General features: G+C 72.0%; 24 protein-coding genes. 11 read left to right on the forward strand and 13 right to left on the reverse strand.

Features of this window, described 5'->3' with window-relative positions:
• Nucleotides 1–768, reverse strand: coding sequence for an ABC transporter ATP-binding protein (locus tag E1J50_RS08520; protein ID WP_132252440.1), 768 nt, complete (start codon nucleotides 766–768; stop codon nucleotides 1–3).
• Nucleotides 769–936: 168 nt separating this feature from the next.
• On the opposite strand from E1J50_RS08520, the gene E1J50_RS27195 reads away from it, so the two are divergent.
• Nucleotides 937–1,113 carry a hypothetical protein gene (locus E1J50_RS27195; RefSeq protein ID WP_165937821.1) on the forward strand — a complete coding sequence of 59 codons (177 nt, stop codon included), beginning with the start codon at nucleotides 937–939 and terminating at the stop codon, nucleotides 1,111–1,113.
• A 6-nt stretch (nucleotides 1,114–1,119) separates the two neighbouring features.
• Here E1J50_RS27195 and E1J50_RS08525 read toward each other — a convergent pair whose 3' ends face one another.
• Both E1J50_RS08525 and E1J50_RS08530 read right to left on the reverse strand, forming a co-directional pair.
• Nucleotides 1,120–1,968 (reverse strand): ABC transporter permease, encoded by an 849-nt coding sequence (locus E1J50_RS08525; RefSeq protein WP_132252442.1) that lies wholly within the window; start codon nucleotides 1,966–1,968, stop codon nucleotides 1,120–1,122.
• A gap of 41 nt (nucleotides 1,969–2,009) precedes the next feature.
• Complete coding sequence (locus tag E1J50_RS08530; RefSeq protein WP_405029707.1) at nucleotides 2,010–2,996, reverse strand: aliphatic sulfonate ABC transporter substrate-binding protein; 987 nt, start codon at nucleotides 2,994–2,996, stop codon at nucleotides 2,010–2,012.
• Between the two features lie 194 nt (nucleotides 2,997–3,190).
• Between E1J50_RS08530 and E1J50_RS08535 the strand changes: the two genes are divergently transcribed.
• Complete coding sequence (locus tag E1J50_RS08535; protein ID WP_132252445.1) at nucleotides 3,191–5,983, forward strand: [protein-PII] uridylyltransferase; 2,793 nt, start codon at nucleotides 3,191–3,193, stop codon at nucleotides 5,981–5,983.
• A gap of 81 nt (nucleotides 5,984–6,064) precedes the next feature.
• Entirely contained in the window at nucleotides 6,065–6,679 is a 615-nt protein-coding gene (grpE, locus tag E1J50_RS08540; RefSeq protein WP_132252447.1) for a nucleotide exchange factor GrpE, read from the forward strand.
• A 22-nt stretch (nucleotides 6,680–6,701) separates the two neighbouring features.
• On the opposite strand, the gene E1J50_RS08545 is transcribed toward grpE, so the two are convergent.
• The 4 genes from E1J50_RS08545 to E1J50_RS08555 form a co-directional block, all read right to left on the reverse strand.
• Nucleotides 6,702–7,094, reverse strand: a complete 393-nt coding sequence (locus E1J50_RS08545; protein WP_245516491.1) for a phospholipase A2 family protein — start codon at nucleotides 7,092–7,094, stop codon at nucleotides 6,702–6,704.
• A 98-nt stretch (nucleotides 7,095–7,192) separates the two neighbouring features.
• Complete coding sequence (locus tag E1J50_RS08550) at nucleotides 7,193–7,945, reverse strand: outer membrane protein (RefSeq protein WP_132252450.1); 753 nt, start codon at nucleotides 7,943–7,945, stop codon at nucleotides 7,193–7,195.
• A 37-nt stretch (nucleotides 7,946–7,982) separates the two neighbouring features.
• Complete coding sequence (locus E1J50_RS27200; RefSeq protein WP_165937820.1) at nucleotides 7,983–8,126, reverse strand: hypothetical protein; 144 nt, start codon at nucleotides 8,124–8,126, stop codon at nucleotides 7,983–7,985.
• Entirely contained in the window at nucleotides 8,123–8,431 is a 309-nt protein-coding gene (locus E1J50_RS08555) for a hypothetical protein (RefSeq protein ID WP_132252452.1), read from the reverse strand. The genes E1J50_RS27200 and E1J50_RS08555 overlap by 4 nt, the downstream gene beginning before the upstream one ends.
• A 141-nt stretch (nucleotides 8,432–8,572) precedes the next feature.
• On the opposite strand from E1J50_RS08555, the gene E1J50_RS08560 reads away from it, so the two are divergent.
• A complete protein-coding gene (locus tag E1J50_RS08560; RefSeq protein ID WP_132252454.1) occupies nucleotides 8,573–9,412 on the forward strand; it encodes a DUF6502 family protein in 840 nt (279 codons plus the stop codon).
• Nucleotides 9,413–9,423: 11 nt separating this feature from the next.
• Nucleotides 9,424–10,773, forward strand: coding sequence for a DUF5666 domain-containing protein (locus E1J50_RS08565; protein ID WP_132252456.1), 1,350 nt, complete (start codon nucleotides 9,424–9,426; stop codon nucleotides 10,771–10,773).
• Between the two features lie 18 nt (nucleotides 10,774–10,791).
• On the opposite strand, the gene E1J50_RS08570 is transcribed toward E1J50_RS08565, so the two are convergent.
• From E1J50_RS08570 to E1J50_RS08595, 6 genes are all read right to left on the reverse strand, one after another.
• Nucleotides 10,792–12,150 carry a hybrid sensor histidine kinase/response regulator gene (locus E1J50_RS08570; protein WP_245516492.1) on the reverse strand — a complete coding sequence of 453 codons (1,359 nt, stop codon included), beginning with the start codon at nucleotides 12,148–12,150 and terminating at the stop codon, nucleotides 10,792–10,794.
• 5 nt (nucleotides 12,151–12,155) lie between these two features.
• Complete coding sequence (locus E1J50_RS08575; protein WP_132252460.1) at nucleotides 12,156–13,343, reverse strand: FIST N-terminal domain-containing protein; 1,188 nt, start codon at nucleotides 13,341–13,343, stop codon at nucleotides 12,156–12,158.
• 146 nt (nucleotides 13,344–13,489) lie between these two features.
• Entirely contained in the window at nucleotides 13,490–14,467 is a 978-nt protein-coding gene (locus tag E1J50_RS08580) for an FAD:protein FMN transferase (RefSeq protein WP_132252463.1), read from the reverse strand.
• Nucleotides 14,464–16,722 (reverse strand): 4Fe-4S binding protein, encoded by a 2,259-nt coding sequence (locus E1J50_RS08585; RefSeq protein ID WP_132252466.1) that lies wholly within the window; start codon nucleotides 16,720–16,722, stop codon nucleotides 14,464–14,466. Before E1J50_RS08585 ends, E1J50_RS08580 begins: the two co-directional genes overlap by 4 nt.
• Nucleotides 16,719–17,735 (reverse strand): YVTN family beta-propeller repeat protein, encoded by a 1,017-nt coding sequence (locus E1J50_RS08590; protein ID WP_132252468.1) that lies wholly within the window; start codon nucleotides 17,733–17,735, stop codon nucleotides 16,719–16,721. Before E1J50_RS08590 ends, E1J50_RS08585 begins: the two co-directional genes overlap by 4 nt.
• A gap of 17 nt (nucleotides 17,736–17,752) precedes the next feature.
• Nucleotides 17,753–18,988: an ABC transporter substrate-binding protein gene (locus E1J50_RS08595; RefSeq protein ID WP_132252546.1), complete on the reverse strand. Its 1,236-nt coding sequence runs from the start codon at nucleotides 18,986–18,988 to the stop codon at nucleotides 17,753–17,755.
• A gap of 179 nt (nucleotides 18,989–19,167) precedes the next feature.
• On the opposite strand from E1J50_RS08595, the gene pedF reads away from it, so the two are divergent.
• The 6 genes from pedF to E1J50_RS08625 all read left to right on the forward strand — a co-directional run bounded on the left by pedF (nucleotide 19,168) and on the right by E1J50_RS08625 (nucleotide 25,703).
• On the forward strand, nucleotides 19,168–19,596 hold the full coding sequence (gene pedF, locus E1J50_RS08600; RefSeq protein ID WP_132252470.1) for a cytochrome c-550 PedF: 429 nt from the start codon (nucleotides 19,168–19,170) through the stop codon (nucleotides 19,594–19,596).
• Between the two features lies 1 nt (nucleotide 19,597).
• Nucleotides 19,598–20,452 (forward strand): substrate-binding periplasmic protein, encoded by an 855-nt coding sequence (locus E1J50_RS08605; RefSeq protein ID WP_132252473.1) that lies wholly within the window; start codon nucleotides 19,598–19,600, stop codon nucleotides 20,450–20,452.
• Between the two features lie 267 nt (nucleotides 20,453–20,719).
• Nucleotides 20,720–22,489 carry a PQQ-dependent methanol/ethanol family dehydrogenase gene (locus E1J50_RS08610; RefSeq protein WP_132252475.1) on the forward strand — a complete coding sequence of 590 codons (1,770 nt, stop codon included), beginning with the start codon at nucleotides 20,720–20,722 and terminating at the stop codon, nucleotides 22,487–22,489.
• Between the two features lie 234 nt (nucleotides 22,490–22,723).
• Complete coding sequence (locus E1J50_RS08615) at nucleotides 22,724–23,392, forward strand: response regulator (RefSeq protein ID WP_132252477.1); 669 nt, start codon at nucleotides 22,724–22,726, stop codon at nucleotides 23,390–23,392.
• 126 nt (nucleotides 23,393–23,518) lie between these two features.
• Nucleotides 23,519–23,875, forward strand: a complete 357-nt coding sequence (locus E1J50_RS08620; RefSeq protein ID WP_132252479.1) for a hypothetical protein — start codon at nucleotides 23,519–23,521, stop codon at nucleotides 23,873–23,875.
• A gap of 136 nt (nucleotides 23,876–24,011) precedes the next feature.
• Nucleotides 24,012–25,703, forward strand: coding sequence for a S8 family serine peptidase (locus E1J50_RS08625; protein ID WP_132252482.1), 1,692 nt, complete (start codon nucleotides 24,012–24,014; stop codon nucleotides 25,701–25,703).
• Nucleotides 25,704–25,755 lie beyond the last annotated feature (52 nt).

A 25,755-nucleotide genomic window follows, 5' to 3' on the forward strand; every position in this document is an offset into this window, starting at 1 on the left:
CTACCACCAGTTCGCGTTCTGCGGGGCCGCCTCGGCCGGGCGCAGGGAGCGGTCGAGGGCCGCGAGGATCTTCCGCGTGGCCGCCTCGCTCTGGGGGGCTGCCGGCTCCCGCGGCCGCGGGAGCGGCAGCGGAACCGTATCGTCGAGGCGGCCGGGCTTCGGACGCATCACCACGGCCCGGTCGGCCAGGGCCACGGCCTCGCCGACGTCGTGGGTGACGATGAGCACCGTCGGCCGTACCTCCTCCCAGAGAGCAAGGAGGTGCCGGTGCAGGTCGCGCCGGGTGAAGGCGTCGAGTGCCGAGAACGGCTCGTCGAGAAGGAGCACCCGCGGGTTCGCCACGAAGGCGCGGGCGATCGAGACCCGCTGCTGCTGTCCGCCCGAGAGCTCCCGCGGCCAGCGGCCCGCATGCTCGGCAAGCCCCACCCGCTCCAGCGCGTGCGCGACCCTGGCCCGCCGCTCGCCACCCGGCAGGTGTGCGAGGCCGAAGCCGACATTGTCGGAGACGCTGAGCCAGGGCAGGAGGCGCGGCTCCTGGAAGACGAGGCCGACGCCCGGATGCGGAGCCGTGATCGCCTCGCCGTCGAGGCGGATCTGCCCCGCGCTCGCCCGGTCGAGGCCGGCCACGAGCCGCAGGAGCGTGGTCTTGCCGCAGCCCGAGCCGCCGATCAGAGCGACGATCTCGCCGGCCGGCACCTCGAGGTCGATGTTCGCGAGGGCCTGGGTGCCGTCGGCGTAGGTCTTGGACAGATCCGCAATGGTCAGCACGGGCGCGCTCCGCACGTCGCGGGCCGGGGGCGGTTCGTTCTCCGTGACATTTGCATGAAACGAAATGTTTCTCGGCGCATTGTCCTCCTCGGGCGGCCATGGGCCGCGCCTCGGCCCATCGAGCGAGAGCGGCTGCGGGAAAGGCGCGTCGCGGGAGACGGTTTCAGCATGTTCCGGAGCGATCTCAACCCACCCCATGCCGGTCCCGAGTCGGACCCGGTCCTGTACGGGGTCGCGAGGGGGCTCGCAGAGCTGTTTCCGCCGGTCGAGACGACCCGTCCGCAGCGGCGGGAGCCGCACACCTCCTCCGAACGCGACGAGGAGCGGGACGAAGCCGACGGCTGAGCCCGGTCAGAGGCTGTCACGGGCCGTGTCCTGCCAGCGCGTCAGGGGCCGGGTCAGCATGACCAGCGTCGCGTCGGCGAGCTTTCCGAGGATCGCGAAGGCGATGATCGCGGCCAGGATCTGGTCCGGCTTGCTGAATTGCTGCCCGTCGACGAGGAGGTAGCCCAGGCCCTCGGAGGCGCCCATCAGCTCGGCCGCCACGACGAACAGGAAGCCGAGGCCGAGGCCCGTGCGCAGCGCCACCAGGGTCGCGGGCAGCACGGCCGGCAACAGGATGCGCCGCGCCAGCGCCGCCTTCGAGAGGCGGAAGATCCGGCCCACCTCCACGAGCTTGCGGTCGACCGAGGCGATGGCGCCGGCGACGCCCACGTAGACCGGGAAGAACACGCCGACCGCGATGAGCGCGATCTTGGGCGTCTCCAGGATCCCGAGCCAGAGGATGAACAGGGGCACCCAGGCGAGGGAGGGGACCGCGCGCAGGGCCTGCAGGCTCGGGTCGAGGAGGTGGCGCGCGAAGGGCAGGGTGCCGGTGAGCGCCCCCACCAGGATGCCCGCCACGGCCCCGAAGGCGAAGCCGAGGACGACCCGCAGGAGGGTCGCCGTGACGTGGATCCAGAGGTCGCCCGAGGCGGCGAGATCGTAGAGGGCCGCGCCGATCCGACTCGGCGGCGGCAGCAGGCGCCCCTGCGCCAGACCGTAGCGGACCGCCGCCTCCCAGCCGAGCGCCAACGCCAGGGGCAGCGCGAGGCCGACGAGGGTGCGGGCCCCATGACCGAGGACGGAGGCGCCGCGTCTGCCCGCGGCAGGGGAGATGGGCGCCGCCGCGCCCTCGGAGACCAGGATCTGAGCCGTCATGCGGCTCGCCCTATCACAGGCGGGCGCGAAAGATCAGACGGTCAGGGCTTCCCGCCGGGGTTGAACTGCGGGTCGATCAGCGCGTCGACGGCCGCCGCCACGTTCGTCTCGGCCGGGATCACGCCGGCCTGCTGCAGGGCGAGACCCGCCGCCCGGATCGCCTCCCCTTGCGTCGGGCCGACATTCGGCTGGCTCAGGTCGGTGCGTTCGATCTGGCGGGCGATCACCGGATCGGGCAGCTTCGTCGCCGCGACGAGGGCGCTCCTCAGCGCGTCCGGGTTCGCGATCGCGAAGGCGCGGGCCTGCTCGTAGGCCGCGATCACGGTGCGCACGAGATCCGGGTTCGCCTTGGCGAAATCCTCGCGCACGTCGAGCACGCCCCAGGTGTTGGCGTTGGCGTCGCGGAAGAACAGCACGTCGTCGTTCTCGATCTCGGCCGCCGCCATCATCGGGTCGAGGCCCGCCCAGGCGTCGACGTCGCCGCGGTCGAGCGCCGTGCGGCCGTCCGGGTGCTGCAGGAGGACGAGCTTGGCGTCCTTCTCGGTCAGGCCGGCGCCCTGGAGGGCGCGGATCAGGAAGATGTGGGGGTCGGTCCCGCGGGTCACGGCGACGCGCTTGCCCTTGAGATCGGCGACCTTGGTGATGCCGGTGTCCTTGCGGGTGACGAGCGCGGTCCATTCCGGGCGGGAATAGGCGTAGACGACCTTGATCGGGTTGCCGTTGATGCGCGCGAGGAGCGCGGCGGCACCCGCGGAGGAGCCGAAATCGATCGCCCCGCCGTTGAGGAATTCGAGCGCCTTGTTCGAGCCGAGCGACTGCGTCCAGCGCACCTTGATGCCCTGCGGCTTCAGCGCCTCCTCCAGGAAGCCCTTCTCCTTCAGGACGAGGCTGACGGGGTTGTAGGTCGCCCAGTCGAGGCGGATCTCCTTGACGTCGCCGGCCTGCGAGGCCCGCGGCAGAGAGGCGGCGACGAGGGCGAGGGCACCGAGGGTGCGCACAAAGGTCCTGCGGTCGAGGCGCAGCATCATCCATCTCCCCTGCCGATCGCGCCCGGTACCCTGCGCGTGCGGCAGATCAGCTAGGCAATTCCGTTCGTTTCGTCAAACGAAATTTCCGGGGAGGAGAACGCACTCTGGATTGTGCTCGCCGAGAGAAGAAGCCCACTGTTCCCGCCGTGTTCCGGCCGCTGGCAGCTTCGGCGTAACGTGCTAACGGGAAGGGCATGTTCGACGCTGCCGCCGCCCTGAGCAAAGTCCTCGACAACCTCGATCGCGAGGCCCGCGAGCCGACGAAGCTGCGCGCCATCCTCGTGCCGGAGCTGCGGGCCGTGATCGAGCGCGGCCACAAGGAGGCCGAGAAGCAGCTCCTGCGCGACCGGGACGGCATCGCCTGCGCGCGCGCCCTGTCGAACCTCACGGACGCGGTGGTGCGGGCGATCCACGACGCGGTCGTCTGGCGCCTCTACCCGAACGACAATCCCTCGACCGGCGAGCAACTCGCCGTGGTCGCCACCGGCGGCTACGGCCGGGGCACGATGGCGCCGGGCTCGGACATCGATCTCCTGTTCCTGCTGCCCTACAAGCAGACCGCGTGGTCGGAGAGCGTCGTCGAGGCGATGCTCTACGTGCTCTGGGACCTCAAGCTGAAGGTCGGCCACGCCACGCGCTCGGTGGAGGAGTGCCTGCGCGAGGGGCGCGCGGACATGACGATCCGCACCGCGCTCCTCGAGGCGCGCTTCCTGTTCGGGGCGCGCAGCCTGTTCGAGGAACTCGTCACCCGCTTCGACGCGGAACTCGTCATGGGCACGGCCCACGAGTTCGTCGAGGCGAAGCTGCGCGAGCGCGACGCCCGCGTCGCCAAGGCCGGCGCCTCGCGCTACCTCGTCGAGCCGAACGTCAAGGACGGAAAGGGGGGCCTGCGGGACCTCAACACGCTGTTCTGGATCGCGAAATACACCTACCGGGTGCGCGACCAGGCCGAGCTCGTCGCGGCCGGCCTGTTCACGCCCGAGGAGTTCAGGCTGTTCGAGCGCTGCGACGAGTTCCTGTGGCGGGTGCGCTGCCACATGCACTTCGTCACGGGACGGGCGGAGGAGCGCCTCTCCTTCGGGCTGCAGCCGCGGATCGCGGAGCGGATCGGCTTCGGCGCGCGCGGCGGCCTGTCGGGCGTCGAGCGCTTCATGAAGGCCTACTTCCTGATCGCCAAGGATGTCGGCGACCTCACCGCCATCGTCTGCGCGGAACTGGAGGCGCGCCACGCCAAGCGCACGCCCGTCCTCGACCGCTGGATCGGCCGCTTCCGCGACCGCTTCCGGGCGACCGCCATCGAGGCCGAGGATTTCTGGATCGACCATGGCCGCGTGAACCTGCGGGCCGAGGACGCGTTCGAGCGCGATCCCGTCAACCTGATCCGGCTGTTCTGGCTCGCCGACCGGCACAACCTCGCGATCCACCCCGACGCCAAGCGTCTCGCCAACCGGTCCCTTCGGCTGATCAACCCGACGCTCCGGGCGGACGAGGAGGCGAACCGCCTGTTCCTCGACATCCTGACCTCGAAGAACTCGCCCGAGACCATCCTGCGCCAGATGAACGAGGCGGGCGTGCTCGGCCGCTTCATCCCCGATTTCGGCCGCATCGTCGCGATGATGCAGTTCAACATGTACCACCACTTCACGGTGGACGAGCACCTGCTGCGCACCCTCGGGGTGCTGGCGGCGATCGATTCCGGACGGGCCGAGGAGGAGTTCCCCCTCGTCTCCCGCCTCATCGGCACGATCCACAACCGCACCGCCCTCTACGTCGCGATCCTCCTGCACGACATCGCGAAGGGGCGGCCGGAGGATCACTCGATCGCGGGCGCGGCCATCGCCCAGAAGCTCGGGCCTCGCTTCGGCCTCACCCAGGCCGAGACCGAGATGGTGGCCTGGCTCGTGGAGCATCACCTCCTGATGTCGATGACGGCCCAGAGCCGCGACCTCTCGGACCCGAAGACGATCGAGAAGTTCGCGAGCGTCGTCCAGACGCTGGAGCGCCTGCGCCTTCTCGCCATCCTGACGGTGGCCGACATCACGGCGGTGGGGCCGGGGGTCTGGACCGCCTGGAAGGGCACCCTGATCCGCACCCTCTACGACGAGACCGAGGTGGTGCTCTCGGGCGGCCATTCGGAGATCGCCCGCACGGACCGGGTCCGCCTGATCCAGATGGCGCTGCGCGAGCAGCTCTCCGCCTGGTCCTCGGAGGAGTTCGACGCCTACGCCGCCCGGCACAACCAAGCCTACTGGCTCAAGGTCGAGGCGGTGCGCCAGTTCAAGAACGCGGGCTTCATCAAGCGCCTGACCGGGGAGGGCCGCACGGTCGGCACCGAGGTCGAGACCGATCCGGTCCGCGGCGTCACGGAGCTCACCGTCTACTCGCCGGACCACCCGCGGCTCCTGGCCATCGTCACCGGCGCCTGCGCGGCGGCCGGGGGGAACATCGTGGACGCGCAGATCTTCACGACGACGGACGGCTTCGCCCTCGACTCGATCTTCGTCTCGCGCGCCTTCGAGCGGGACGAGGACGAGTTGCGCCGCGCCAAGCGCATCACCGCGGCGATCGAGCGGGCGCTGAAGGGTGAGATCAAGATCGCCGAGCTCGTGGCCGACAAGCATCCGCCGACGAGCACCCGCGCCAAGACCTTCCCAGTGCCGCCGGACGTGTTCATCGACAACGCCCTGTCGAGCCGGGAGACGGTGGTCGAGATCACCGGCCTCGACCGGCCGGGCCTCCTCTACGAGCTGACGACGGCGCTCAGCCGCCTCTCCCTCAACATCACCTCGGCGCATGTGGCGACCTTCGGCGAGCGGGCGGTCGACGTCTTCTACGTCACGGACCTCACCGGAACCCGGGTGATCCAGCCGGACCGGCAGGCCGCGATCCGCAGCGCCGTGATGGAGGTGTTCGCGGGCGACGTGGCGGCCCTCAAGGCGGAGGGCCTGGAGGCGCTCGTCGCGGCGCCGCCGCCGCGGGAGGCGTGAGTCCGGCCGCGGGTTGATTTCGCGGGCGCGCCGCCTGATATCAGCGGCCATCCCTGAATCCTTGGCCACGACAGAATCGCGATGATGAGCAACGACATGGAGCATGACGGCCGGCACGAGGACGCGAACCGGAACGCGGAGCAGGCACCCGAGACCGGCCTCGAGGGGCAGGCCCCGGAGGCGCAGGCCAGTGCGGATGCGGTCGCCGGAATCATCGCCGAGCGGGACGAGCTGAAGGACCGCGTCCTGCGCACGCTCGCCGAAATGGAGAACCTGCGCCGCCGGACCGAGCGCGAGGTGGCCGATGCCCGCACCTACGCGGTGACGAACTTCGCCCGCGACATGCTGAACGTCGCCGACAACGTCCGCCGCGCCATCGAGAGCGTGCCGGCCGAGGCGCGCGCGGCTGCGGAGGGCGCCCTCAAGAGCCTCCTCGACGGCATCGAGCTGACCGAGCGCGACCTCGCCAAGACCCTGGAGCGGCACGGCGTGAAGATCGTCGATCCGCAAGGCCAGCGCTTCGATCCGAACCGGCACCAGGCCATGTTCGAGGTGCCGAACGCCGAGGTGCCGGCGGGCACCGTGGTGCAGGTGGTCCAGTCCGGCTACGTCATCGGCGAACGCGTGCTGCGTCCCGCCCTCGTCGGCGTGGCCAAGGGCGGGCCGAAGCCGGCTCCGGCGCCCGACGCGGCCTGAGGCTGCCTCAATCGAGGCAGGCTCAATCGAGGCACGGCAGCAGCATCGCCGCGTCCGAGACGAACTTCGCCTTGTCGCGTAGCGCCCGCGGCACGGCCGGGTTGCGGGCCACGAGCCCGGCCTCCGCGTGCAACCGGTCGTGGCAGGCGCAACGCGCAATGTCGCCGGGCGGCGGCGTGCAGGCATCGTGATGCATGCAGGCGACGTCGAGGGCGTCGACCGGCGGGTAGGCCGGGCCGCGATTGCCGGGGCCGCAATAATTGCCGTGGATGAGGAGCGCACCGCGGCCGGGATCGATCCGCGGCAGGTCCTGGCCGATGGCCGGGCCGGCGATCGCCAGCGCGAGGCCGAGCGAGAGGGCCGCCGCGGTGCCGATCCGGCATCCCCGCAGGCGGGCGGGCGTCGAGACGGGCAAGGCTGGTCCTTCCGTGTCCGGAAACGCCCCTCCGCCGCTCAAGATGGGAGCCTTCCGCGCTGCGGCAAGGCTCAGCTTCGCTCCAGAGTTGTGCGAATCTACCAGCGATAGTTGAGGCCGGCGCGGACGACCGCGAAGCCCGGATCCGTGCGGCCAATGCCGTAATAGGCCGGCACGCCCGCATCGTAGACGGTCGCGGAATTCGCCCAGCTGCGGCGCAGATTGACGTAGAGCGCCTCGATCTTGGCCGACCAGCGATCGGTGAAGGCGTATTCCAGGCCGCCACCCACCGCGTAGCCGATCCGGCTCGAATCCGGCAGCGTCCCGGTATAGGCGCCGGCATAGCGGGAGCGCCCGCCCCCGCCATAGGCGAAGCCGCCGGTGCCGTAGATCAGCACCCGGTCGAAGGCGTAGCCGACGCGCCCGCGCACCGTGCCGACATAGTCGAGGTTCGGCGCCACGCTGTCATAGGGCGTCGTGCCGAGATAGGCCGCGTCGGCCTTGGCGAAGGCGGTCCCCTGGAAATCGGTCTCCAGGCCGAGCACGAGGCCGGACCCTGGGCTCACCTGATAGGTGTAGCCCGCCTGCACGCCGCCGAGGAAGCCGCCGCGGTCCCGGCTCGACTGCGTGACCGTGCCGGAGGTGGCGTCCTGAAAGGCCGAGGGCGCGCCGCGGAAGCCGTAGCCCGCATTCACGCCGAGGTAGAAGCCCGTCCAGGTAAAGGCGGGCGGGATCGGCAGGGCCGGCGGCGGCGCCTCCCGGCGGGGCAGGTCGGCGGCGGCGGCCCCGGTCAGGCTCGCGGGCAGCAGCACGGCGAGGCTCAGGCAGGCGGCCGGAAGCGTTCTCGGCATCGGATTGTCTCGTCTTGGGGAGGCTGGAAGGCCGTTCTCAGAGCGCCAGCGTCAGCAGGGCGATGATGGCGACGGCGAGGATCAGGCAGATCGCGAGGTCGAGCACCCGGGCGCCGCCGCAGGTGTCGGATTCCTCGCTTCGACACAGGGTCGGGATGGCGGAGGCGGCTTGGTCGATCACGGGCGCTGCCGGGGTTCGAGGGTCGCGAGGATCACCCCGCCGGGGCGGAGGCCGCGGGAAGGTGCCGCCGCCCCGCGCGAGGGGGTTGGCGGGGCGGCGGTCTGCATCGTCCCCGAGCGGCCGGCGCGGTGGACCTGATCCGCGAGACCGATTCCGAGGACGGGCAGGGCGAGTGCGGCGAGGCAGAACAGGCCGCGACGAAGGGGGGCGAGGCCGAAGACCGGGGCGAGTGGCGAGCGGCTGGGCGCCGCCAGGATGATCGGCGGTTGCGCTGCGGCTTCGAGGCGGGTCCGGTTCGTGTTCATCGGCTCTCGTCCGTGGGAAAATTGACCACACCGTGAAGTTACGTGTGCAAAATTCCCACGTCAACGCGAAAACGCGCCGGTCAGGTGCGCGACCGCACTCTGTGGGATTGCGTCCCACGGATGGTCCCGTAAGCTGGAGGCATGAGCGAGATCGTCCCGACGTCGCCCGAGGGCGCGAGTCTGCACGCGCCCGTGGCGCGCCTGCTGCGCCCGCTGGTGCGCCTGTTCGTGGCGCGGGGCATCACCTTTCCGGCCCTGACGAACCTGCTGCGCGAGCTCTACGTGAACGTGGCGGAGTACGATTTCGCGCTTCCCGGCAAGGAACAGACGGATAGCCGCGTCAGCCTGCTCACCGGCATCCATCGCAAGGAGGTGCGGCGCCTGCGGGGTGCGGGCGCGCCGGTGAGTGCGGTGCCGGTCGCGGTTTCGCGCACGAGCCGGATCGTCGCCCGCTGGCTCGCCGACCCGACCTTCACTGACCGGGCCGGTCGGCCGCTTCCGCTCCCTCGCGCGGCCGAAGGGGCGGCCCCCTCCTTCGAAGGGCTCGTTGCGGGCGTGACCCGGGATCTGCGCCCCCGCGCGGTGCTCGACGAGTGGCTGGACCGCGGGCTCGCCACGGTGGACGGGGAGGGCCGGATCGTTCTCGCCGAGAGCGCCTACGTGCCCAAGGGGGGCGGCGAGCCGCAACTCTACTATTTCGGCCGCAACCTGCACGACCATATCGCGGCGAGCGTGGCCAACATCGTCGGTGAGGCGCCGCGCTTCCTGGAGCGGGCGGTGCATTACGACGGGCTCTCGGAGGAGTTGGCCAAGCGCCTCGAGGCGCGGGCCCGCGAGATCGCGATGGAGGCCCTGCAGCAGGCGAACCGCGAGGCGCATGCCGCCTGCGAGACCGATCCCGGCGGCAGCCACCGCTGGAATTTCGGCCTCTACGTCTATGCCGAGGATGTCCCGGTCGCCGCCTCGGGCGAAACGGCGTGAGAGCGCCCCGCATGCGCGCGCCCGCTCACTCGCGACGTGGATTCCTGCGCCTCGCCGCGGGGCTCGGCGCCCTCTGGCTGCCCGGCCCGCGTCGCGGGCAGGCGGCGCCCGACGCACCGATCCGCGACCAGGGCATCGGCGGGACCGGCGCCCGACCCGGGGACGGGGAGGGCGGCGGCCTCGAGGGCGACCGCGGGATCGGCGGCACCGGCGTCATCGGCACGATCCGCCGGTTCGGCTCGATCATCGTGAACGACCTGCGCATCGCCTACCCGGCGGATGTCGCGGTCCGCATCGACGGGGCGGCGGCGAAGGCCGCGGACCTCAGGATCGGCCACGTGGTGCGCGTCGTCGCCCGGGGGGCGGACGGCCGCCTCTCCACGGGCCGCATCGACGTGACGAGCGAGGTGGTCGGCCCGGTCGAGGCGCTCACCAAGGGCGGCTTGGCCGTGCTGGGGCAAGCCGTCTCGACGGCCGGTCTCGGTACCGATTGGCGCAAGCCCTGGCCGGCCGGGCTCAAGGTCGGCGACCGCGTCGCCGTGAGCGGGCTGCGGCGTCCGGACGGGACGATCGTGGCGAGTCTCGTCGAGCCGCGGACGGGCGGCGCCGCTCGGGTCGCCGGCCCGGTGCGGAGGGACAAGGACGGGACGCCGGTGATCGGCCGGCTGCGCCTCGCCTCCCTCGATCCCGGTCTCGTCGGCCGCCGCGTCTCGGTCACGGGCGAGCCGGGTCCCTCCGGGCTCACGGTCGCGAGCGTCGAGGAGGCGGGGGTGAACCTCGGCCCCGACCTGCGGCGGGTCTCGATCGAGGCCTATATCGGTCGCCGCGGCGACCGGCTCGCCCTCGGCTCCGGCATCGACGTGGCGGGGTCCCCGAGCGCCGCGGTGCCGCGCCGGGGCAGCGTACGGGCCGTCCTGACCACGGACATCGCCCGCGACGGCCGACTCACGGTCGAGCGCCTTCGCGTCGACGAGCGCGCCGCGCCCGCTCCCGCGCCCGAGCGGCAGCCGGGTGCGCCGGGGCGTCTCGATCGCCTGCCCGACCGGCTCGACCTCCGGAACGGCCTTCCCGGACACGGGGGGCCGGACGGGTTCGGCCGCTCCGGGAGCGGTCCGGGCGGTCCCGGCAATTTCGGCGGCGGTGCCGGATCGCGCGGGCTCGACATCGATACGCGCCCGTTCCAGGGGGACCGGCCGGGCGGTCTCGGCGGCTTCGGGGCGGGGCCCGGCGGCGGGCCGGGAGGACTCGGCGGTGCGGGAGATGCGCTGCGCGGGGGCGGTCCGGCCGGTCTCGGCGGCCCGGGCGGATTGGGCGGGCCCGGCGGGCTCGGAGGTCCGGGCGGGTTCGGCGGGCGCCGCTGAGCGGTACCCCGCCCTCCCTCAGGTCAGCATGTAGGTGAGCAGCGAGCGGAGCTGCGCCGGCTTGATCGGCTTGTGCACGAGTTCCGCGCCGATGCCCGCCACCTCGCACTCGATCTCGGGCGAGTAATCCGCCGTGGTGACGATCACGGGCAGCGCCGCCTGGGCGATGTTCCGGAGGTAGGCCGCGACATCGAGGCCGCAGGCACCCTCGTCGAGGTGATAGTCGAGGATGAGGAGGTCGGGCGCGACCGTCCCGGCGGCCACGCCCGCCGCGACGCCGGCCAAGTCGCGATAGGCGCTGACCTCGGCATCCCAGTTCCGCAGCAGGCGCTGGAGCGCGTCCGCCGTCGACTGGTCGTTCTCGACGATGAGGATGCGGGCGCCGGAGAGCCGCGTGGCGATGGGCACGGGGCGCGCCTGCTCGCCCGCCTCCTCCGTCCCGAGCGGCACGGTGAGGCTCATGCGGGTGCCGCGGCCGGGGCGGGAGGCGAGTTCGAGCGGGTGGCCCAGCGCCTGCGCCATGCGGCGCACGATCGAGAGGCCGAGGCCGAGGCCCGGCTCCTCGCCGCGGGTCACGCTCTCGCCGGCGGCCACGCCCTTGCCCCCGCCGCCGCGGTAGAATTCCTCGAAGACGAGGTCGCGCTCGCCCGCGTCGATGCCGCGGCCGGTATCGACCACCTCGATCCGGCAGGCCTCGCCGCGGCGGCGGGCGGCGATCAGCACCCCGCCGCTCTCGCTGTAGCGGATCGCGTTCGAGACAAGGTTCTGCAGGATGCGCTGCAGGAGCACCACGTCGCTCGTCACCACGAGGCCGGACCCGCGCACGGTCAGGCGCAGGCCCTTGCGCTCGGCGAAGGGCTTGAAGCTCGCCACGAGCCCGCCGAACAGGTCGCGCAGGGCGACGGGCTTCAGCACGGGGCGGACGATGCCGGCATCGAGCTTCGAGATGTCGAGGAGGGTCTTGATCAGGTCCTCGATGGTCTGGAGACCGCGCTCGACCTGGCCCGCGATGGCGACCGCGTCCGGCGTCAGCGGAAGGTCGGTCAGGGCCGAGACCGAGAGGCGGGCCGCGTTGAGGGGCTGCAGGAGGTCGTGGCTCGCCGCCGCCAGGAAGCGGGTCTTCGAGCGGTTGGCGGTCTCCGCCTCCTCCTTGGCCGCTACCAGCGCCTCGTTCGAGCGTTCGAGCCGCCGCATCAGGCCCGTCAGCTCCTCGGTCCGCGAGCGGACGCGCCCCTCCAGCATGATCGCGGTCTGGAACAGGGAATAGGCGCCGCCCTGCTGGTCCATGCTGCGCTCGACATGGGCCATCAGCGCCGCGTTGATGCGCTCCAGCTTCTCGATGCGCCGCAGGAGCCCCTCGTCCGCGGCACCGGCCATCGCGATCATGGGAGAAGGGAGGCCGGCTCCGGCACGCAGCGGCCGATGGCGATGCCCGTGAAGGTCTGGTTGAGGTGCATCGAGCGGTACTGCTCGCCGTAGGTCTCGAAGCCGACGACGTTGTAGCGCCGGTAGAGGTCGGCGATGCCGTGACGAACCTGACGGCTCTCGGCGTCGAGGCGGCGCAGGATGCACTCGAAGCCGATCACGAGGTCGATGCCGCCGAGCGCCTCGTCGAGGCGGGACAGCTCGGCCCAGGTCGACGCCACGATGTCGCGCGGCTGGGCGAGGGTGAGCACCACCCCCTCGTCGATGGCGCAGAAGAAGCTCAGCGAGCCGTCCGCGTTCATGCGCCGGATCGAGCGGCAGAAATACTCGCCGCCGATCTTCACTGCGAGCGGATAGGCGGCGAAGCTCATCGGCGAGAGGCGCTCCGGGTCGAGCCCCACCGCCATCGCGTATTCGCGGGCCGCCGGCTCCGCGTTGAGCTCGTGGACGATGCGCTTCTCGTCGTCAGAGGCCGTCACGACGAATTTGGTCCCGGTCGGCTCGAAATTGTCGCTCTTGAAGATCTGGACCGGGAATTCTGTCTCGACGAGGATCACGACGGCGGCGTTGCGGTGGATCGAGCCGTCGTGCAGCAGCACCGTGTCGCGGAAGGTGAGGTCGTCGCCCGCCGAGCCGCCGACGAGGGGGATCCCGTCGAGCGCCCAGCCGATCGCCGAGACCACCGTCTCCTCGGCGTTGGCGAGCCCATCGATCAGCGAGAGCGCGAAGCGGTGGTCGGGCGCCTCCTCGGTGCCGCCGGCCTCGAGGGTGCGACGGAGCGCCCGGACGGCGCCGGCCGTGCGCTCGACGTCGAGATGATCGATCGCGTCGAGGAGCGCCGAGACGATGCGGAAGCCCGCGCGCGGAAAGGCGATCGCGACGAGGCCGCGATCGAGCCCGCCCGCGGGCGAGAAGCCTCCGGACATGGTGCAGCCGCTCACCGCCGTGCCCGGTAGACGCTCGCGGAAGGCCCGGTTCAACTCGTCCGGATCGTAATCGGGTGAGAAGAACGCCACGATCTGCACGGGGTCGGCGTCGCCGACGGCCTCGGCGATCTCGGCCACCGCCTCGCTCGCCCGCTCCGCCTCGGTCCACGCCGTCCGGATCCCGCACAGATGCGCGCGCATCTGCGTGCCCTGTCCCACGTCCCGCTCCCGTCGATCTGCCGGGCTCGTGGGCCCGTGTCTTTGACGTGAGTATGTCGGGCGCGATGGACCGGCGCAACTGGACACGTTCGCCCGGTTTCCGCGGCTCCGGACGGGCAGGAGGATTTCGGACGACCGGCGTTCGATCACCCCTTCGCGACGGTGCGCATCGCGCAGCCGGGATGCTGCGCCACGAGGTCGCGGCCGCGCGCCTCGCCGAGCACCATCGCCGCCGTCGAGAGCCCGTCCGCGAGGAGGCCGGTCGGCGCAGTCACCGTGACCGAGGCGAGTGTGCGGGGCGAGAGGCCGGTGGCCGGATCGAAGATGTGGTGGTCGGCGTGGTCGGGCGAGAAGCTCGTCGCATAGTCGCCCGATGTCGAGGCGAAACCGGAAAACGGCGCGATCACCTCGGAAACCCGGGCGGGTTCGCGCGGGTCGGCGATACCGAGCCGCCAGGGCGTGCCGTCGGGATGCGCGCCCGTCGCGCCGAACTCGCCGGTGTCGACGAAGGCGTCCCGGATGCCCCGCGCTTCCAGCACCGCCATGACCCGGTCGGCCGCGAAACCCTGCACGACGCCGTTGAGGGTCAGCCCCATCCCGGCGGGCAGCCGGATCTCGCCCTTAGCCACGCGGATGCGGGCCCAGCCGACCCGGCCGAGCGTCTCTCGCAGGGCCGTCTCGCCGGGCCGCCCGCCGCGGGCGGTGGCCTCCGCCCACAGGGTCCAGAGCGGCTGCACGGTCGGGTCGAAGGCGCCCCCCGTCTCGGCCGCGAGGCCGAGGGCGAAGCGCAGGGGCTCGAGGAGGAGCGGATCGGGCCGCTCCAGCACGCCATCCCGGTTGAGGCGCGAGAGGGCGCTGTCCGGCCGGAACAGGCTCGCGGCGGCCTCGACAGCCCGGACCGCGCGGAACGCCTCGGTCAGGGCGGCCTCCGCCTGCGCGCCGTCCGCGGCCGCGACCGTGACCGAGACGGTGGTGCCGAAGGCGAGGCCCGCGCGGGTGTGGGCTGCCAGCCCCCGCGCGCGGGCGAGCGTCCGGAAGGCGCCGGTGCCGAGGCTGGCGGCCGCGATGGCGCCCGCCGCGCCGAGGAGCAGCCGGCGCCGGGGGGGGAAGCGCCGCGCCGTCATTCCGCCGCCACCGGTTGCGGAAGGGTCCGCCGGCCGCGCTTGCGTGCCACCACCTGCGGCACGCACTGGGCCGGATCGTGGATGATCGTCACGCATTCCATGCATTGGAAGCACTCGGGATAGTCGATGCGGCCGGAGGGCTCGATGGCGCCGTAGCGGCAGCGCACCTTGCAGAGCTGGCAGGGGCTGCCGCACTCGGACCGCCGCGGGATCCAGTCGAACAGGCGCAGGCGCCCGCCGAGGGCGAGGCTCGCCCCGAGCGGGCAGAGATAGCGGCAGAATCCCTTGTAGACGAAGAGGTTGAGGAGGATCAGCCCGGCTGCGTAGGCCACGAACGGCCAGGAGCGGACGAAGTAGAGGGTGATCGCGGTCTTGAAGGGCTCGATCTCGGCGAAGCCGTCGGCCAGCGGCGAGGAGAGCGCCGCGGCTCCGAGGATCGCGGCCAGCACGCCGTACTTCACGAGACGCAGGGCCCGGTCGAGGGCGGGTGGCACCGCGACCTGCCGCAATCCGAGGCGCTTGGCCGGCCAGGCCGCGAGTTCCTGCAGGGCGCCGAAGGGACAGAGCCATCCGCAGAAGGTGCCGCGCCCCCAGACGACGAGGCTCGCCAGCGCGAAGGCCCAGAGGAGGAGCGAGGGCGGATCGTAGAGGAGGAAGCTGAGACTGCCGCTGCCGGTGGCGGCCCGCACGAGGCCGATCAGCGTCACGATCGAGAGCTGAGCCTGCGCGTACCAGCCGATGAACAGGAGCGTGAAGGCCAGGAAGGCGAGGCGGAAGGCCGAGAAGGGACGCTGGTCCGCGACGAGGCCGCGCTGGCGCACCAGGACCGGCACGAGGAGGCCGAGCGAGGCCGCGATGGCGCCGAGCTCCCAGCCTCGCGCCGTCCAGGAATCGATCCAGCTCGGCCCCGCATCCGGCTTCTCGCGGGTGAAGAGGGTATCCGGCAGGGCATAGCCGATCGCGAAATCGCGCGAGACCTTCTCGGTGAGGATCTGCCCGCGCTCGCGGACAATCCTCTCGGAGAGCGTCCAGGGCCGGCTCGGGTCGAAGCCGGCCTGGGAGGCGATCTTCAGGATGGACCAGGGCCCGGCGGGCAGGCCCGCCATGCCGCCGCCGCGCCGCTCGATCGCCATGTCGCGGGCGTTGATGACGAGGCCCTCCTGCTGGATCGCGATCCGGTCCGGGATCGAGCCGAACACGAAATCCTCGCCCAGCGGGTTGAGGGGGCCGGCGCTGACGACGAGCACGGCGTGGTCGCCCGGGCCCAATTCCCGCATCAGGGCGGAAAAGCGGTTCTCCCCGAGGAGGTTGCGGCCGATCGTCGGCACGTTGAGATAGGCGATCACGAGGTCGGTGAGAGGCGCGTCCGGCGCTCCCTCGGCCTGGCCCTCGACGCTCGTGCCCCGGAAAGCGGCCTCCACCTCGCCGTTCGTCACGACGAAGCGCTTCGCGTAGCCCTGCGCGATGAGATCTTCGAACGACATCGGCGCGTAGATCGCGATCTTCGCTTCGACCTTCAGGCCGACATTCGCGGCGGCTCCGAATCCGAGCTTCCGGCGGGCCACCGCGAGGGAGGCGTTGAGGATCGACTCGTTGATCACCCGGGTCGAAGCGGTCGCCATCGAGATGCCGTCGACGACCGATTGGGGTGCGGCCCCGTTCGCCCGCGCGTTCGAGCGGCCGACCCGGATCGCGCGGCGCGCGGAGAGGCCGACATACTGCTCCACGAAGGCGAAGAGCGGCTCCGAGCCCAATCCCTCGAGGAAGACGGGCTCGTGGTGGGAGAGCACCTTCACGTCCCGGAAACTGCCGTCGGGCGCGAGCGCCACGAGGAGGTTCGGCGGGGTTCCCCCGAAGCCGGGGATCGGCGCGAGGTCGATCGACTCGAAGGCGTAGGCGAAAACCTCGTAGGATCCGGCCTCCTGCTTCAGGATCGGCCAGACCGGCACCGCCTCGTCCCGCTCGCCGACGACGAGGGGCGCTGGGAAGAAGCGCTCGATCCCGGCCCGGTCGAGGCTGCCGGCGCGGGCGGGGAGAGCGAGAAGGAGGAGGCCGAGAAGGGCGAGCCACGCCGGATGAAGCCCGCGACGGGCTCCCTCTCCCGTTCGGGAGAGGGCTGGGGTGAGGGATTCGCCGGATCCGGAAACGCCGCGCGCCTCACCCGGTCCGGCGGCAGGGACTCGACCTCTCTCGAACGGCGGAGGCGAGGCCGGCGATCGATCGCGCGACGTCGTCGCCGGGAATCCTGCCCTCACGGCGCCGCGCCCGCGGAGCGGTCGCTGCCGCTCGGACGCACGGCCGCGCCCCAGGGGAAGCGGCCGACCTTGATGCTCTTGATCGCCTTCTGGGTGCCGACGTCGATCACCGTGACGTCGCCGGAGACGCCGTTCGTCGTCAGCATCCGGCTCTCGTCCGGCAGGAGCGCGAGATGCCAGACCCGGCGCCCGACGAGGATGTAGTTGAGCACCTTGAAGGTCTTTGCGTCGATCACCGCGACGCGGTCCGAGGGGCCGAGCGCGACGAAGGCGAAGCGCCCGTCCCGCGTCAGGGTGATGCCGACCGGCTGGATCCGGTCGCCCGCGATGCCCTTGATCTCGAAGCGGATCGTCTCGATCACCTGCCGGGTCGCCACGTCGATCACCGCGACGCTGCCGCCGATCTCGGAGGAGACCCAGAGCTTGGTGCCGTCGCGGCTGAACTCGGCGTGGCGGGGGCGCTGCTCGACGGCGGTGGCGTCCACCGCCTTCAGGCTCGGCACGTCGATCCAGTGGACCATGTTGGTGGTCTCGGAGGTGGTGATCGCGATCTTCCCGTCCGGGCTCACCGCCATGCCCTCGGGCTCGATCCCGACATCGATCTGGGCCAGCACCTTGCGGGTCTCGGCATCGACCACCGTGGTCGTGGCGTTCTCCTCGTTCGCGATGAACAGCGTCCGGTCGTCGGGGGCGAGGGCGAACTGCTCCGGGTCCTCGCCGGAGGGCAGGTTGTGCAGGAGCCGGCCCGTGTCCGGGTCGATCACCTGCACGGCATCGGAATCGCTCGCGCAGACGTAGAGGCGCCGCCCGTCCCGCGAGAAGGTGACGCCCCGCGGCCGGCGCCCCACGGGGAAGGTGCGCACCACCTCGAGGCTCGTCCCGTCGATCACCGAGACGGTGTTGTCCCGCTCGTTCGAGACGAAGATCTCCTCCGCCCCGGCCGGGCTCGTGACGGCCGGTGTCGCGAGGGCCTGGGCCGCGAGGAGGAGCGCGAGGAGGCGGAGCCGGATCATGCGGGGTCTCCCGAGGTTCATCCCGCGCGTCCCCCGAAGGCCCGGCAGGCGCTCTCGGGCTCGTCGAGGCCGAGCGTGTCGAGCTCGGTGCGCTTGTGCAGGAAGCCCTCGACCGGGGCCGCCGCGACGACCGCGCCGGGCCAGAGCAGGAAGAGGGGCTGGCGCAGCTGCCCGTTCCAGGGGCGGAAGCTCAGGGAGCGCCCCTTGAAGCCGCCGACCTCGAAGCGGGGCGAGAGCATCAGGGTCTGGATCGCGGCCGGATCGAGGCTCTTGAGCTTCGCGGCCGCGGTGCCGATTGCGTGGACGGCGAGCCAGCCCGCGTAGTCGATCGGCCGCATCGCCCGCCCCGCAAGCTTGCGGAAGCGGCCCTGCAGCTGCACGGCGGCCCAGGCCTCGACCGCCCGGCCCCAGGCGGCGGGCGACAGGCCCTGCGTGCCGACGACGGGCCGCGGCGCGGCGGTGTTGTAGACGAGGTTCGTGCCGAAGGCGCCCGCCTCGTCGGCCACCGCCACCACGTCGTGGTCCGGGCTCCGCGTGACGAGGGCGAATTCGCGCAGCGCCGAATCGCGGATGTCGGCCCCGTGCACGTCGAAGCGCGCCTCGCCGACGATCCGCGCCCCGAACTTGCGGGCGCTGGCCTTCAGCGCCTCGGCGTAGAGGGCGTCGGCCGGCTCCGTCCCCGAGACGAGGAGGATGCGCCCCCAGCGCTTGAAGACGAGGAACTGCATGAGCGCGTCGGTGAGCATGGCGCGCGAGGGACGCACGTGCAGGAGCCGCGCCCGGCAGTCGCGGTCGCGCAGGCGCGTGTCGGGGGCGCCGACGTTGAGGAAGACCGTGTCCTTCGCCGCCGGCAGGTCGGCGAGGGCCAGCACGTCCTCGGCCGGCGCGTTGACCACGACGAAGCGGGGGGCGCCGAGCTTGCCGAACGCCTCCGCCAGATCCGCGCCGGGCTCGACGAGGGTGCGCGTCAGCGCGAAGGAGAGGCCGAGGAAGCGGCCCGTCGCGTTCGAGTCCGCCAAGCCCAGTTCCGTGCCGGCCGCGCCCTCGTCGTCGGGGATCGGGTCCTCGTTGTTGAGGGGGCTCGGCCGCTCGATGCGCCGCTCCAGGTAGTGGATCGCGAGCGGCGCCTCCGCGGCCGCGGCCGGTAAGGCGGGGAGGAGAAGCCCGGCGAGGAGGGCGAGGCATGCGGCGGCCCGTGCGGAAGCGGCGTGCCGTCCCGTCGCGCCGTGCCCGCGCTCGCCTCCAGCCCGCATCGCGGCCGATCTCGCTTCCACCCTGGATCGTCTGTTGTCGGGAAACGATAGAGGGCCGGCGCACCCGCCCGATATTGGACCAAGGTGCACAAGGCCGGCGACTTGAAGCTGTACCAAAGCACAATGGGTTCGACGGAAGGGGCTTGCTACCGTCCTTCTCAAGATCAGGAGGAAACGGTATGCGGAAGGTCCCCCGGCTCGCGGGGAGCGCGGCGCTCGCGCTCGGTCTCGTTCTCTCGGCGCAGCACGTTCTCGCCCACGGCGACGTCCAGCCCCAGCCCGTCGACACGACCGGCCTCGAGCCCCTCGGCGACGAGTGGCGCAGCGAGAATCCCTATCGGGGCAACGCCAAGGCCATCGCGATCGGCGATTCCGGCTACAACCAGAACTGCGCGCGCTGCCACGGCCTCCAGGTGATCTCGGGCGGCCTCGCGCCGGACCTGCGCTATCTCGACAAGGGCCAGGAGGGCGACACTTGGTTCCAGGAGCGCGTGCGCCACGGAGCCCTCATCAACGGCGTCACCAAGATGCCGGCCTTCGAGGGGGTGCTCTCGCAGGAAGCCCTCTGGGCGATCCGCAGCTACATCGAATCGAAGCACGAGGAGTAGGATGCGGCTCGACCTCCGCGCCCTCGCGATCTCGGGTCTGGCCCTCCTCGCCGCGGGGGCGGCGCCGGCGCGCCCCCTCGACGAGGTCGTGGCCTCCGGCACCCTGCGGGTCGCCCTCTACGGCGACAACGCGCCCTTCTCCGAGGAGCGGGCCGGCAAGCCGCGGGGCATCGACGTCGACCTCGCGCGCGCCATCGCCGAGAAGCTCAGCGTGCGCCTCGACCTGCGGATTGTGGATGCGGGCGAGAACATCGACGGCGATTTCCGCCTCAACCTGTGGAAGGGCGACCTCGCGGGCAGCGCGCTCGCGGACCTGATGCTGCACGTCCCCCACGACAAGATGCTCGCCACCCGCAACGAGCAGATCTTCCTGACGATCCCCTACTACGACCAGCACCTCGCCTTCGCCTACCGCAAGGACAAGGTCGAGGGCCTGAAGGGCCTCGCCGACATCGAGGGGCATTCCGTCGCGGTCGAGGGGGCGAGCGCCTCGGACCTCCAGCTGCTGATGGCCGAGGGCGGGCGCCACCGCGGCGCGCTCAAGCACTTCCGCAGCTTCGACGAGGCGGCCAAGGCCTATCTCTCCGGCGAGGCGCCGATCCTGGCGGGCACCCGCTCGTCGATCGAGGCTGCGCTCGGCGAGGGCGGCGCGGCACCGGACGAGAACCCGGTCGTCGAGATCGCGATCCCCGGCATGGTGAAGACGCATTGGGACCTCGGCGGCGCCGTGCGCACCGATTCGCGCGATCTCGCCTACGCGGTCGGCGACGCGATCACGGCGCTCACCGCGGAGGGGCGGCTGAAGGCGATCTGCGAGACCTACGGCGTCAGCTTCACGGCGCCGAAGGGCTACTAGGCCGCGCCGGCCCCGGCCAAGGCCCCGATTGGGGGCGGTTGATCCGATGAGACGGCCTCCGATCCAAGTCATTGGGTCGGATGGCACCGTTTTGGCCGCCGGAAAGTGCGGCGAAACCTGAGAAAGATCTGAGAACTTTCGACTAATGGCCAATAAGCGGCGGCCGTGAGCCGCTCTACGCTCAGGCACAAGGGGCTCCTTCGAATCGGGGAGCGAGGCCCCGACGGCTTCCGGGAACCGGGGCCGCGCCATAACGGAGGAAACGCCATGAGGGTACGCAAGGAATTCTTGAGCGCGGTGGGGGCGCTCGCGCTCGTCGCCGCCGCCGCCGGGCTGCCCGCCCGCGCCGAGGGCGTGAGCGACCAGGACATCCTGAACGACGCCAAGACCACCGGCGACGTCGTCACCTACGGCCTCGGGCCGCAGGCCCAGCGCTACAGCCCGCTGAAGACGATCAACCGCGACACCATCAAGGGCCTCGTGCCGGCCTACTCCTTCTCCTTCGGCGGCGAGAAGCAGCGCGGCCAGGAGAGCCAGGCGCTCGTCAAGGACGGCGTCATCTACGTCACCGGCTCCTACTCGCGCCTCTACGCGATCAACTCCCGCACCGGCGAGAAGATCTGGGAATATGCCGCGCGTCTCCCTGAGGGCATCCTGCCCTGCTGCGACGTCGTGAACCGCGGTGCGGCCCTCTACAAGGACAAGGTGATCTTCGGCACCCTCGACGCCAAGCTCGTGGCGCTCGACCAGAAGACCGGCAAGGTCGTCTGGAAGAAGGACATCGACGATTTCAAGGCCGGCTACAGCTACACGGCCGCCCCGATCATCGTGAACGGCAAGGTCATCACCGGCGTGTCGGGCGGCGAGTTCGGCGTCGTCGGCCGGGTCGAGGCGCGCGACGCCGAGACGGGCGAGCTCGTGTGGCAGCGCCCGGTCATCGAGGGCCACATGGGCACCCTCAACGGCAAGCCCTCGACCATGACCGGCAAGGTCAACGAGACTTGGCCGGGCGACATGTGGAAGTTCGGCGGCGGCGCCACCTGGCTCGGCGGCACCTACGACCCCGAGACGAACCTGATCTACTTCGGCACCGGCAACCCGGGCCCGTGGAACTCGGCCCTGCGGCCGGGCGACAACAAGTGGTCGGCCTCGCGCATCGCGCTGAACCCCGAGAACGGCGAGATCGTCTGGGGCTTCCAGACCACGCCGCACGACGGCTGGGACTTCGACGGCGTGAACGAGTTCGTGCCCTTCGACCTGCAGAAGGACGGCAAGACCGTGAAGGCCGGCGCCACCGCCGACCGCAACGGCTTCTTCTACGTGCTCGACCGCACGAACGGGAAGTTCATCTCCGCCTCGCCGTTCGTGGCCAAGATCAACTGGGCCAAGGGCATCGATAAGGACGGCCGCCCGATCTACGACGACGCGTTCCGCCCCGGCGACCCGACGAAGTCCGAGGACGGCAAGAAGGGCAAGACCGTGTTCGCGGTGCCGAGCTTCCTCGGCGGCAAGAACTGGATGCCGATCGGCTACAGCCCGGACACGAAGCTGTTCTACGTCCCCTCGAACGAGTGGGGCATGGACATCTGGAACGAGCCGGTGAACTACAAGAAGGGGGCCGCCTATCTCGGCGCCGGCTTCACCATCAAGCCGGTCTTCGACACCCATATCGGCTCGCTGAAGGCCATCGACCCGACGAACGGCAAGGTCGTCTGGGAATACAAGAACAAGGCTCCGCTCTGGGCCGGCGTCCTCACCACCGCGGGCAACCTCGTCTTCACGGGCACGCCTGAGGGCTTCCTCAAGGCCTTCGACGCCAAGACCGGCGAGGAAGTCTGGAAGTTCCAGGTCGGCACCGGCGTCGTCGCCTCGCCCATCACCTGGGAGCAGGACGGCGAGCAGTGGATCGGCGTCGCGGCGGGCTGGGGTGGGGCGGTTCCGCTCTGGGGCGGCGAGGTGGCGAAGTCCACCGCCGGCATCAACCAGGGCGGCAGCTTCTGGGCCTTCAAGCTCCCGAAGACCCTGGCCTCCCGCTGAGGTGAGTCCCCGCCGCCGGTTCCTCCGGCGGCGGGCGCTCCGGGACCTCGGGAGCCGGGGCGGTTTTCTCAACGCCCGTCCGGGCACCCGGGGTCTCCGGACGGGACCGGGTCTCCCGCTTTCCAAAGCCGGTTCCGATCCGGGCCCCTGTGCGAAGGAGCGAGCGTGTTGGACCGGGGCGCGGGATCGTGGGAGAACGGGGCTCCCGCTGAGGACGGAGCGGGAGGGGCGCCCATGCAACTCTTGATCGTCGACGACCACCCCCTGTTCCGGGACGCGCTCGCGAGCGCCATCCGCCTCGCCTACCCGGACGCGGTGCTCCACGAAGCCGACGGCATCGCCAGCGCCTGCGCCGTGCTCAGCGCGAACCGCGGCATCGATCTCACCCTCCTCGACCTCTCCATGCAGGGCGTGGCCGGCTTCGACGGCCTCGTCACCATCCGCACGCGCTTCCCCCGCGTGCCGATCCTCATCGTCTCGGGCCACGAGGATCCGCGCATCATGCGCGAGGCGCTCCAGCACGGGGCGGCGGGCTACGTGCCGAAGGCCGTCGACAAGGCGACGCTGACGCGGGCGATCTCGGACGTGCTGAGCGGCGCCCTCGCGATCCCGCCCGGGCTCGCCCAGGCGGCGAGCGCGCCGGCCTCGTCCGCGGGCCGGGGCAAGGCGCCGCTGGCCGAGCGCGTGGCGCGCCTGACGCCGCAGCAATTGCGCGTCCTGATGATGATCCGCCAGGGCAAGCTCAACAAGCAGATCGCCCACGAGTTGCAGGTCGGCGACTCGACCGTGAAGGCGCACGTCTCCGAGATCCTGCGCAAGCTCGAGGTGATCAGCCGGACGCAGATCGTGATCGAGACCGCGCTGCTCGATTTCGAGCAGATCCACAACACGCATCCGGGCTGAGGCGGGCGCCCCGCGAAGAATCCCGAAAAAAAGTGCGTCCGTCGGTGAACCCACTGGCGGGGTGGCGCGACCAACGGATGTCAGGGCCGCGATGGATGGCCCGGAAACACCCGAAGGATCCCCGCCATGGCCCGCTCCGCCCTCCTGCCGATCGCCCTCTCCGCCCTCGTCCTCGCCGGCCTCGGCGGCGGCGCCCGGGCCGACCAGTTCAAGCTCGCCCCCTGCGCCCTGTCCGGCACCTGCTTCGGCCCGAAAAAGGCCCCCCCGATCAAGTACTTCCCCGGTCTCGGTGTGAAGAAGCCGGGCGGCTACGGCTACGGGCCGGGCTGGGGCTACGGCGCCGCCGCGCTCGCGGGCGGCCTGGCGCTCGGCGCCATCGCCGTGGGTGCGGCGGGCGCGGCCGAGTCCTGCTACGTCGAGCGCCGCCGGATGGAGGACGAGGAGGGCAACGTCTACGTCCGCAGGGTCCGCGTCTGCGAGTGAGGTCAAGTCTTCGCCTCGTCCACCGCTGATCCGCCAAGTCCCGGCGCGGCCGTGGACCCGGTGGATCGGCTCCTCTACAGTCGAGACGCCCCGAGACACTTGACGAATCGGGGCTCGCCGAAGGGGCAGCCCTGCCATGCGGCAGCCGTTCGACACGCCGTCCTCCGTCGCCGGGGCGCTTCGCCGGCTCGCCGCAACCCTCCTCCTGCTGACGTGCGGGCTCGCGCCCGCCGCGGCGCAGACCCGGCCCGGCGCCGTCCTCGACCGGGGCGTCCCCGCGCGCGGAGGCTACGGGGGCGGTCCCATGATCGGGCTGCCCGGCCTCATCGGCATCGTGCCCCGCCTGATCCCGCCGCCGCGCGAGGTCGTCGAGGAGGACGAGCCGCCGCCCCGCCGACGCCCGGAGGCGACGCGTGCGCCGGAGGTCGAACGCCCGCCGCGCCGCGCCACGCAGGTCCGCGCTGTTCCCGAACCCCGGCATCCGCCCCGGCGCCGGCAGGCCGCCCCCGGGCTCGAAGCGTCGCCCAAGCCGGCGCCCAAGCCGCCCAAGGCCGCGGCGCGACCGCCGAACCCGCCGCCCGCGAGGCCCGCACCCGGCCCCGCTTCGTCGCCCCCGCCGGCTCGCGCCGCGCTCGCCGAGCCCGGCGAAGTCCCGGGCGAGGTGCTGTTCGCGCTCCGCCCCGGCGCCCGCCCCGGGACGCTCCGGTCCCTCCTGGCGCGGGAGCGGCTCGATCTCGTCTCCTCCGACACCTTCACCCTCGTGCCGGTCACGCTGAACCGTGCCCGCATCCGCGGCGGGCGCTCCGTGGAGTCCCTCGTCGCCGCGCTGGCGCGGGACCCGGCGGTCGAGTCCGCGCAGGCCAACCACGCCTACGCCCTCGTCGGCGCGGCGCCGGCCTTCGCGGGCGTCCAGTACGCCGCCGGCAAGCTCCGGCTCGACGAGGCACACCGCACCGCCACGGGCCGAGACGTGCCCGTCGCGGTGATCGACTCCGGGGTCGACGAGGCCCATCCCGCCCTGCAGGGCGCGGTGGCCGAGCGCTACGACGCGCTGGGGAAGGCCGGCCCGCCGGCGCCGCACCCGCACGGCACCGCCATCGCCGGCCTTCTCGGCGCCCGCGCCCAACTCGCGAGCGCGGCGCCGGAGGCGCGGCTCCTGGCGGTGCGGGCCTTCTCCGGCGAGACGGCCGCCGGCGCACAGGGCACCACGCTGCATGTCCTGCGGGGCATCGACTGGGCGGCCCGGGCGAAGGCGCGCGTCGTCAACATGAGCTTCGCCGGCCCCCGGGACGAGGCGCTGGCGCGCTTCCTCGCGGCGGGCGTCCGGGCCGGCACCGTCTACGTGGCCGCCGCCGGCAACGGGGGCCCCGGCGCGCCGCCCCTCTACCCCGCCGCCGATCCGAGCGTCATCGCGGTGACGGCGACCGACGCCGAGGACCGGCTGTTTCCCGCCGCCAGCCGCGGCGCCCATGTCTGCGTGGCCGCACCCGGCGTCGATGTGCTGGTGGCCGCTCCCTCCGGCACCTACGGCTTCTCCTCCGGCACCTCGATGGCGGCGGCGCAGGTGAGCGGGCTCGTCGCCCTCATGCTGCAGGCGAGGCCCGCGCTCGCGCCGGGCGAGATCCGCGCCGCCCTGGTCCGTGCGGCCCGGGATCTCGGCGCGCCGGGGCCCGATCCCGAGTTCGGTGCGGGCTTCGCCGACGCGGAGGGCGTCCTGAACGCGCTCATTGCGCCCGCGGTCGCCGCGGCCCAATCCTCCGGCGGCATGAGCGCGACGCCGATCCCAGGCAGCGGCCAGATCCCCGGCAGCGATCAGGCGCGGCCGTGACCGGGCCGCGGATTCTTTCGCCCTCCCGTGAACCGACGCCCCCTCCCGCGCG

It is taken from the genome of Methylobacterium segetis, assembly GCF_004348265.1.
GTDB classification, from domain to species: domain Bacteria; phylum Pseudomonadota; class Alphaproteobacteria; order Rhizobiales; family Beijerinckiaceae; genus Methylobacterium; species Methylobacterium segetis.

Excerpts from the sequence above, each read along its gene's own strand:
- E1J50_RS08535 (WP_132252445.1), top strand. The coding sequence starts at position 3,191 with ATGTTCGACGCTGCCGCCGCCCTGAGCAAAGTCCTCGACAACCTCGAT.
- E1J50_RS08605 (WP_132252473.1), top strand. The coding sequence starts at position 19,598 with ATGCGGCTCGACCTCCGCGCCCTCGCGATCTCGGGTCTGGCCCTCCTC.
- E1J50_RS08560 (WP_132252454.1), top strand. The coding sequence starts at position 8,573 with ATGAGCGAGATCGTCCCGACGTCGCCCGAGGGCGCGAGTCTGCACGCG.
- E1J50_RS08580 (WP_132252463.1), bottom strand. The coding sequence starts at position 14,467 with ATGACGGCGCGGCGCTTCCCCCCCCGGCGCCGGCTGCTCCTCGGCGCG.
- grpE (WP_132252447.1), top strand. The coding sequence starts at position 6,065 with ATGATGAGCAACGACATGGAGCATGACGGCCGGCACGAGGACGCGAAC.
- E1J50_RS08625 (WP_132252482.1), top strand. The coding sequence starts at position 24,012 with ATGCGGCAGCCGTTCGACACGCCGTCCTCCGTCGCCGGGGCGCTTCGC.
- E1J50_RS08610 (WP_132252475.1), top strand. The coding sequence starts at position 20,720 with ATGAGGGTACGCAAGGAATTCTTGAGCGCGGTGGGGGCGCTCGCGCTC.
- E1J50_RS08525 (WP_132252442.1), bottom strand. The coding sequence starts at position 1,968 with ATGACGGCTCAGATCCTGGTCTCCGAGGGCGCGGCGGCGCCCATCTCC.
- E1J50_RS08595 (WP_132252546.1), bottom strand. The coding sequence starts at position 18,988 with ATGCGGGCTGGAGGCGAGCGCGGGCACGGCGCGACGGGACGGCACGCC.
- E1J50_RS08620 (WP_132252479.1), top strand. The coding sequence starts at position 23,519 with ATGGCCCGCTCCGCCCTCCTGCCGATCGCCCTCTCCGCCCTCGTCCTC.
- E1J50_RS08590 (WP_132252468.1), bottom strand. The coding sequence starts at position 17,735 with ATGATCCGGCTCCGCCTCCTCGCGCTCCTCCTCGCGGCCCAGGCCCTC.
- E1J50_RS08555 (WP_132252452.1), bottom strand. The coding sequence starts at position 8,431 with ATGAACACGAACCGGACCCGCCTCGAAGCCGCAGCGCAACCGCCGATC.
- pedF (WP_132252470.1), top strand. The coding sequence starts at position 19,168 with ATGCGGAAGGTCCCCCGGCTCGCGGGGAGCGCGGCGCTCGCGCTCGGT.
- E1J50_RS08615 (WP_132252477.1), top strand. The coding sequence starts at position 22,724 with ATGCAACTCTTGATCGTCGACGACCACCCCCTGTTCCGGGACGCGCTC.
- E1J50_RS08565 (WP_132252456.1), top strand. The coding sequence starts at position 9,424 with ATGCGCGCGCCCGCTCACTCGCGACGTGGATTCCTGCGCCTCGCCGCG.
- E1J50_RS08550 (WP_132252450.1), bottom strand. The coding sequence starts at position 7,945 with ATGCCGAGAACGCTTCCGGCCGCCTGCCTGAGCCTCGCCGTGCTGCTG.
- E1J50_RS27195 (WP_165937821.1), top strand. The coding sequence starts at position 937 with ATGTTCCGGAGCGATCTCAACCCACCCCATGCCGGTCCCGAGTCGGAC.
- E1J50_RS08530 (WP_405029707.1), bottom strand. The coding sequence starts at position 2,996 with ATGATGCTGCGCCTCGACCGCAGGACCTTTGTGCGCACCCTCGGTGCC.
- E1J50_RS08570 (WP_245516492.1), bottom strand. The coding sequence starts at position 12,150 with ATGGCCGGTGCCGCGGACGAGGGGCTCCTGCGGCGCATCGAGAAGCTG.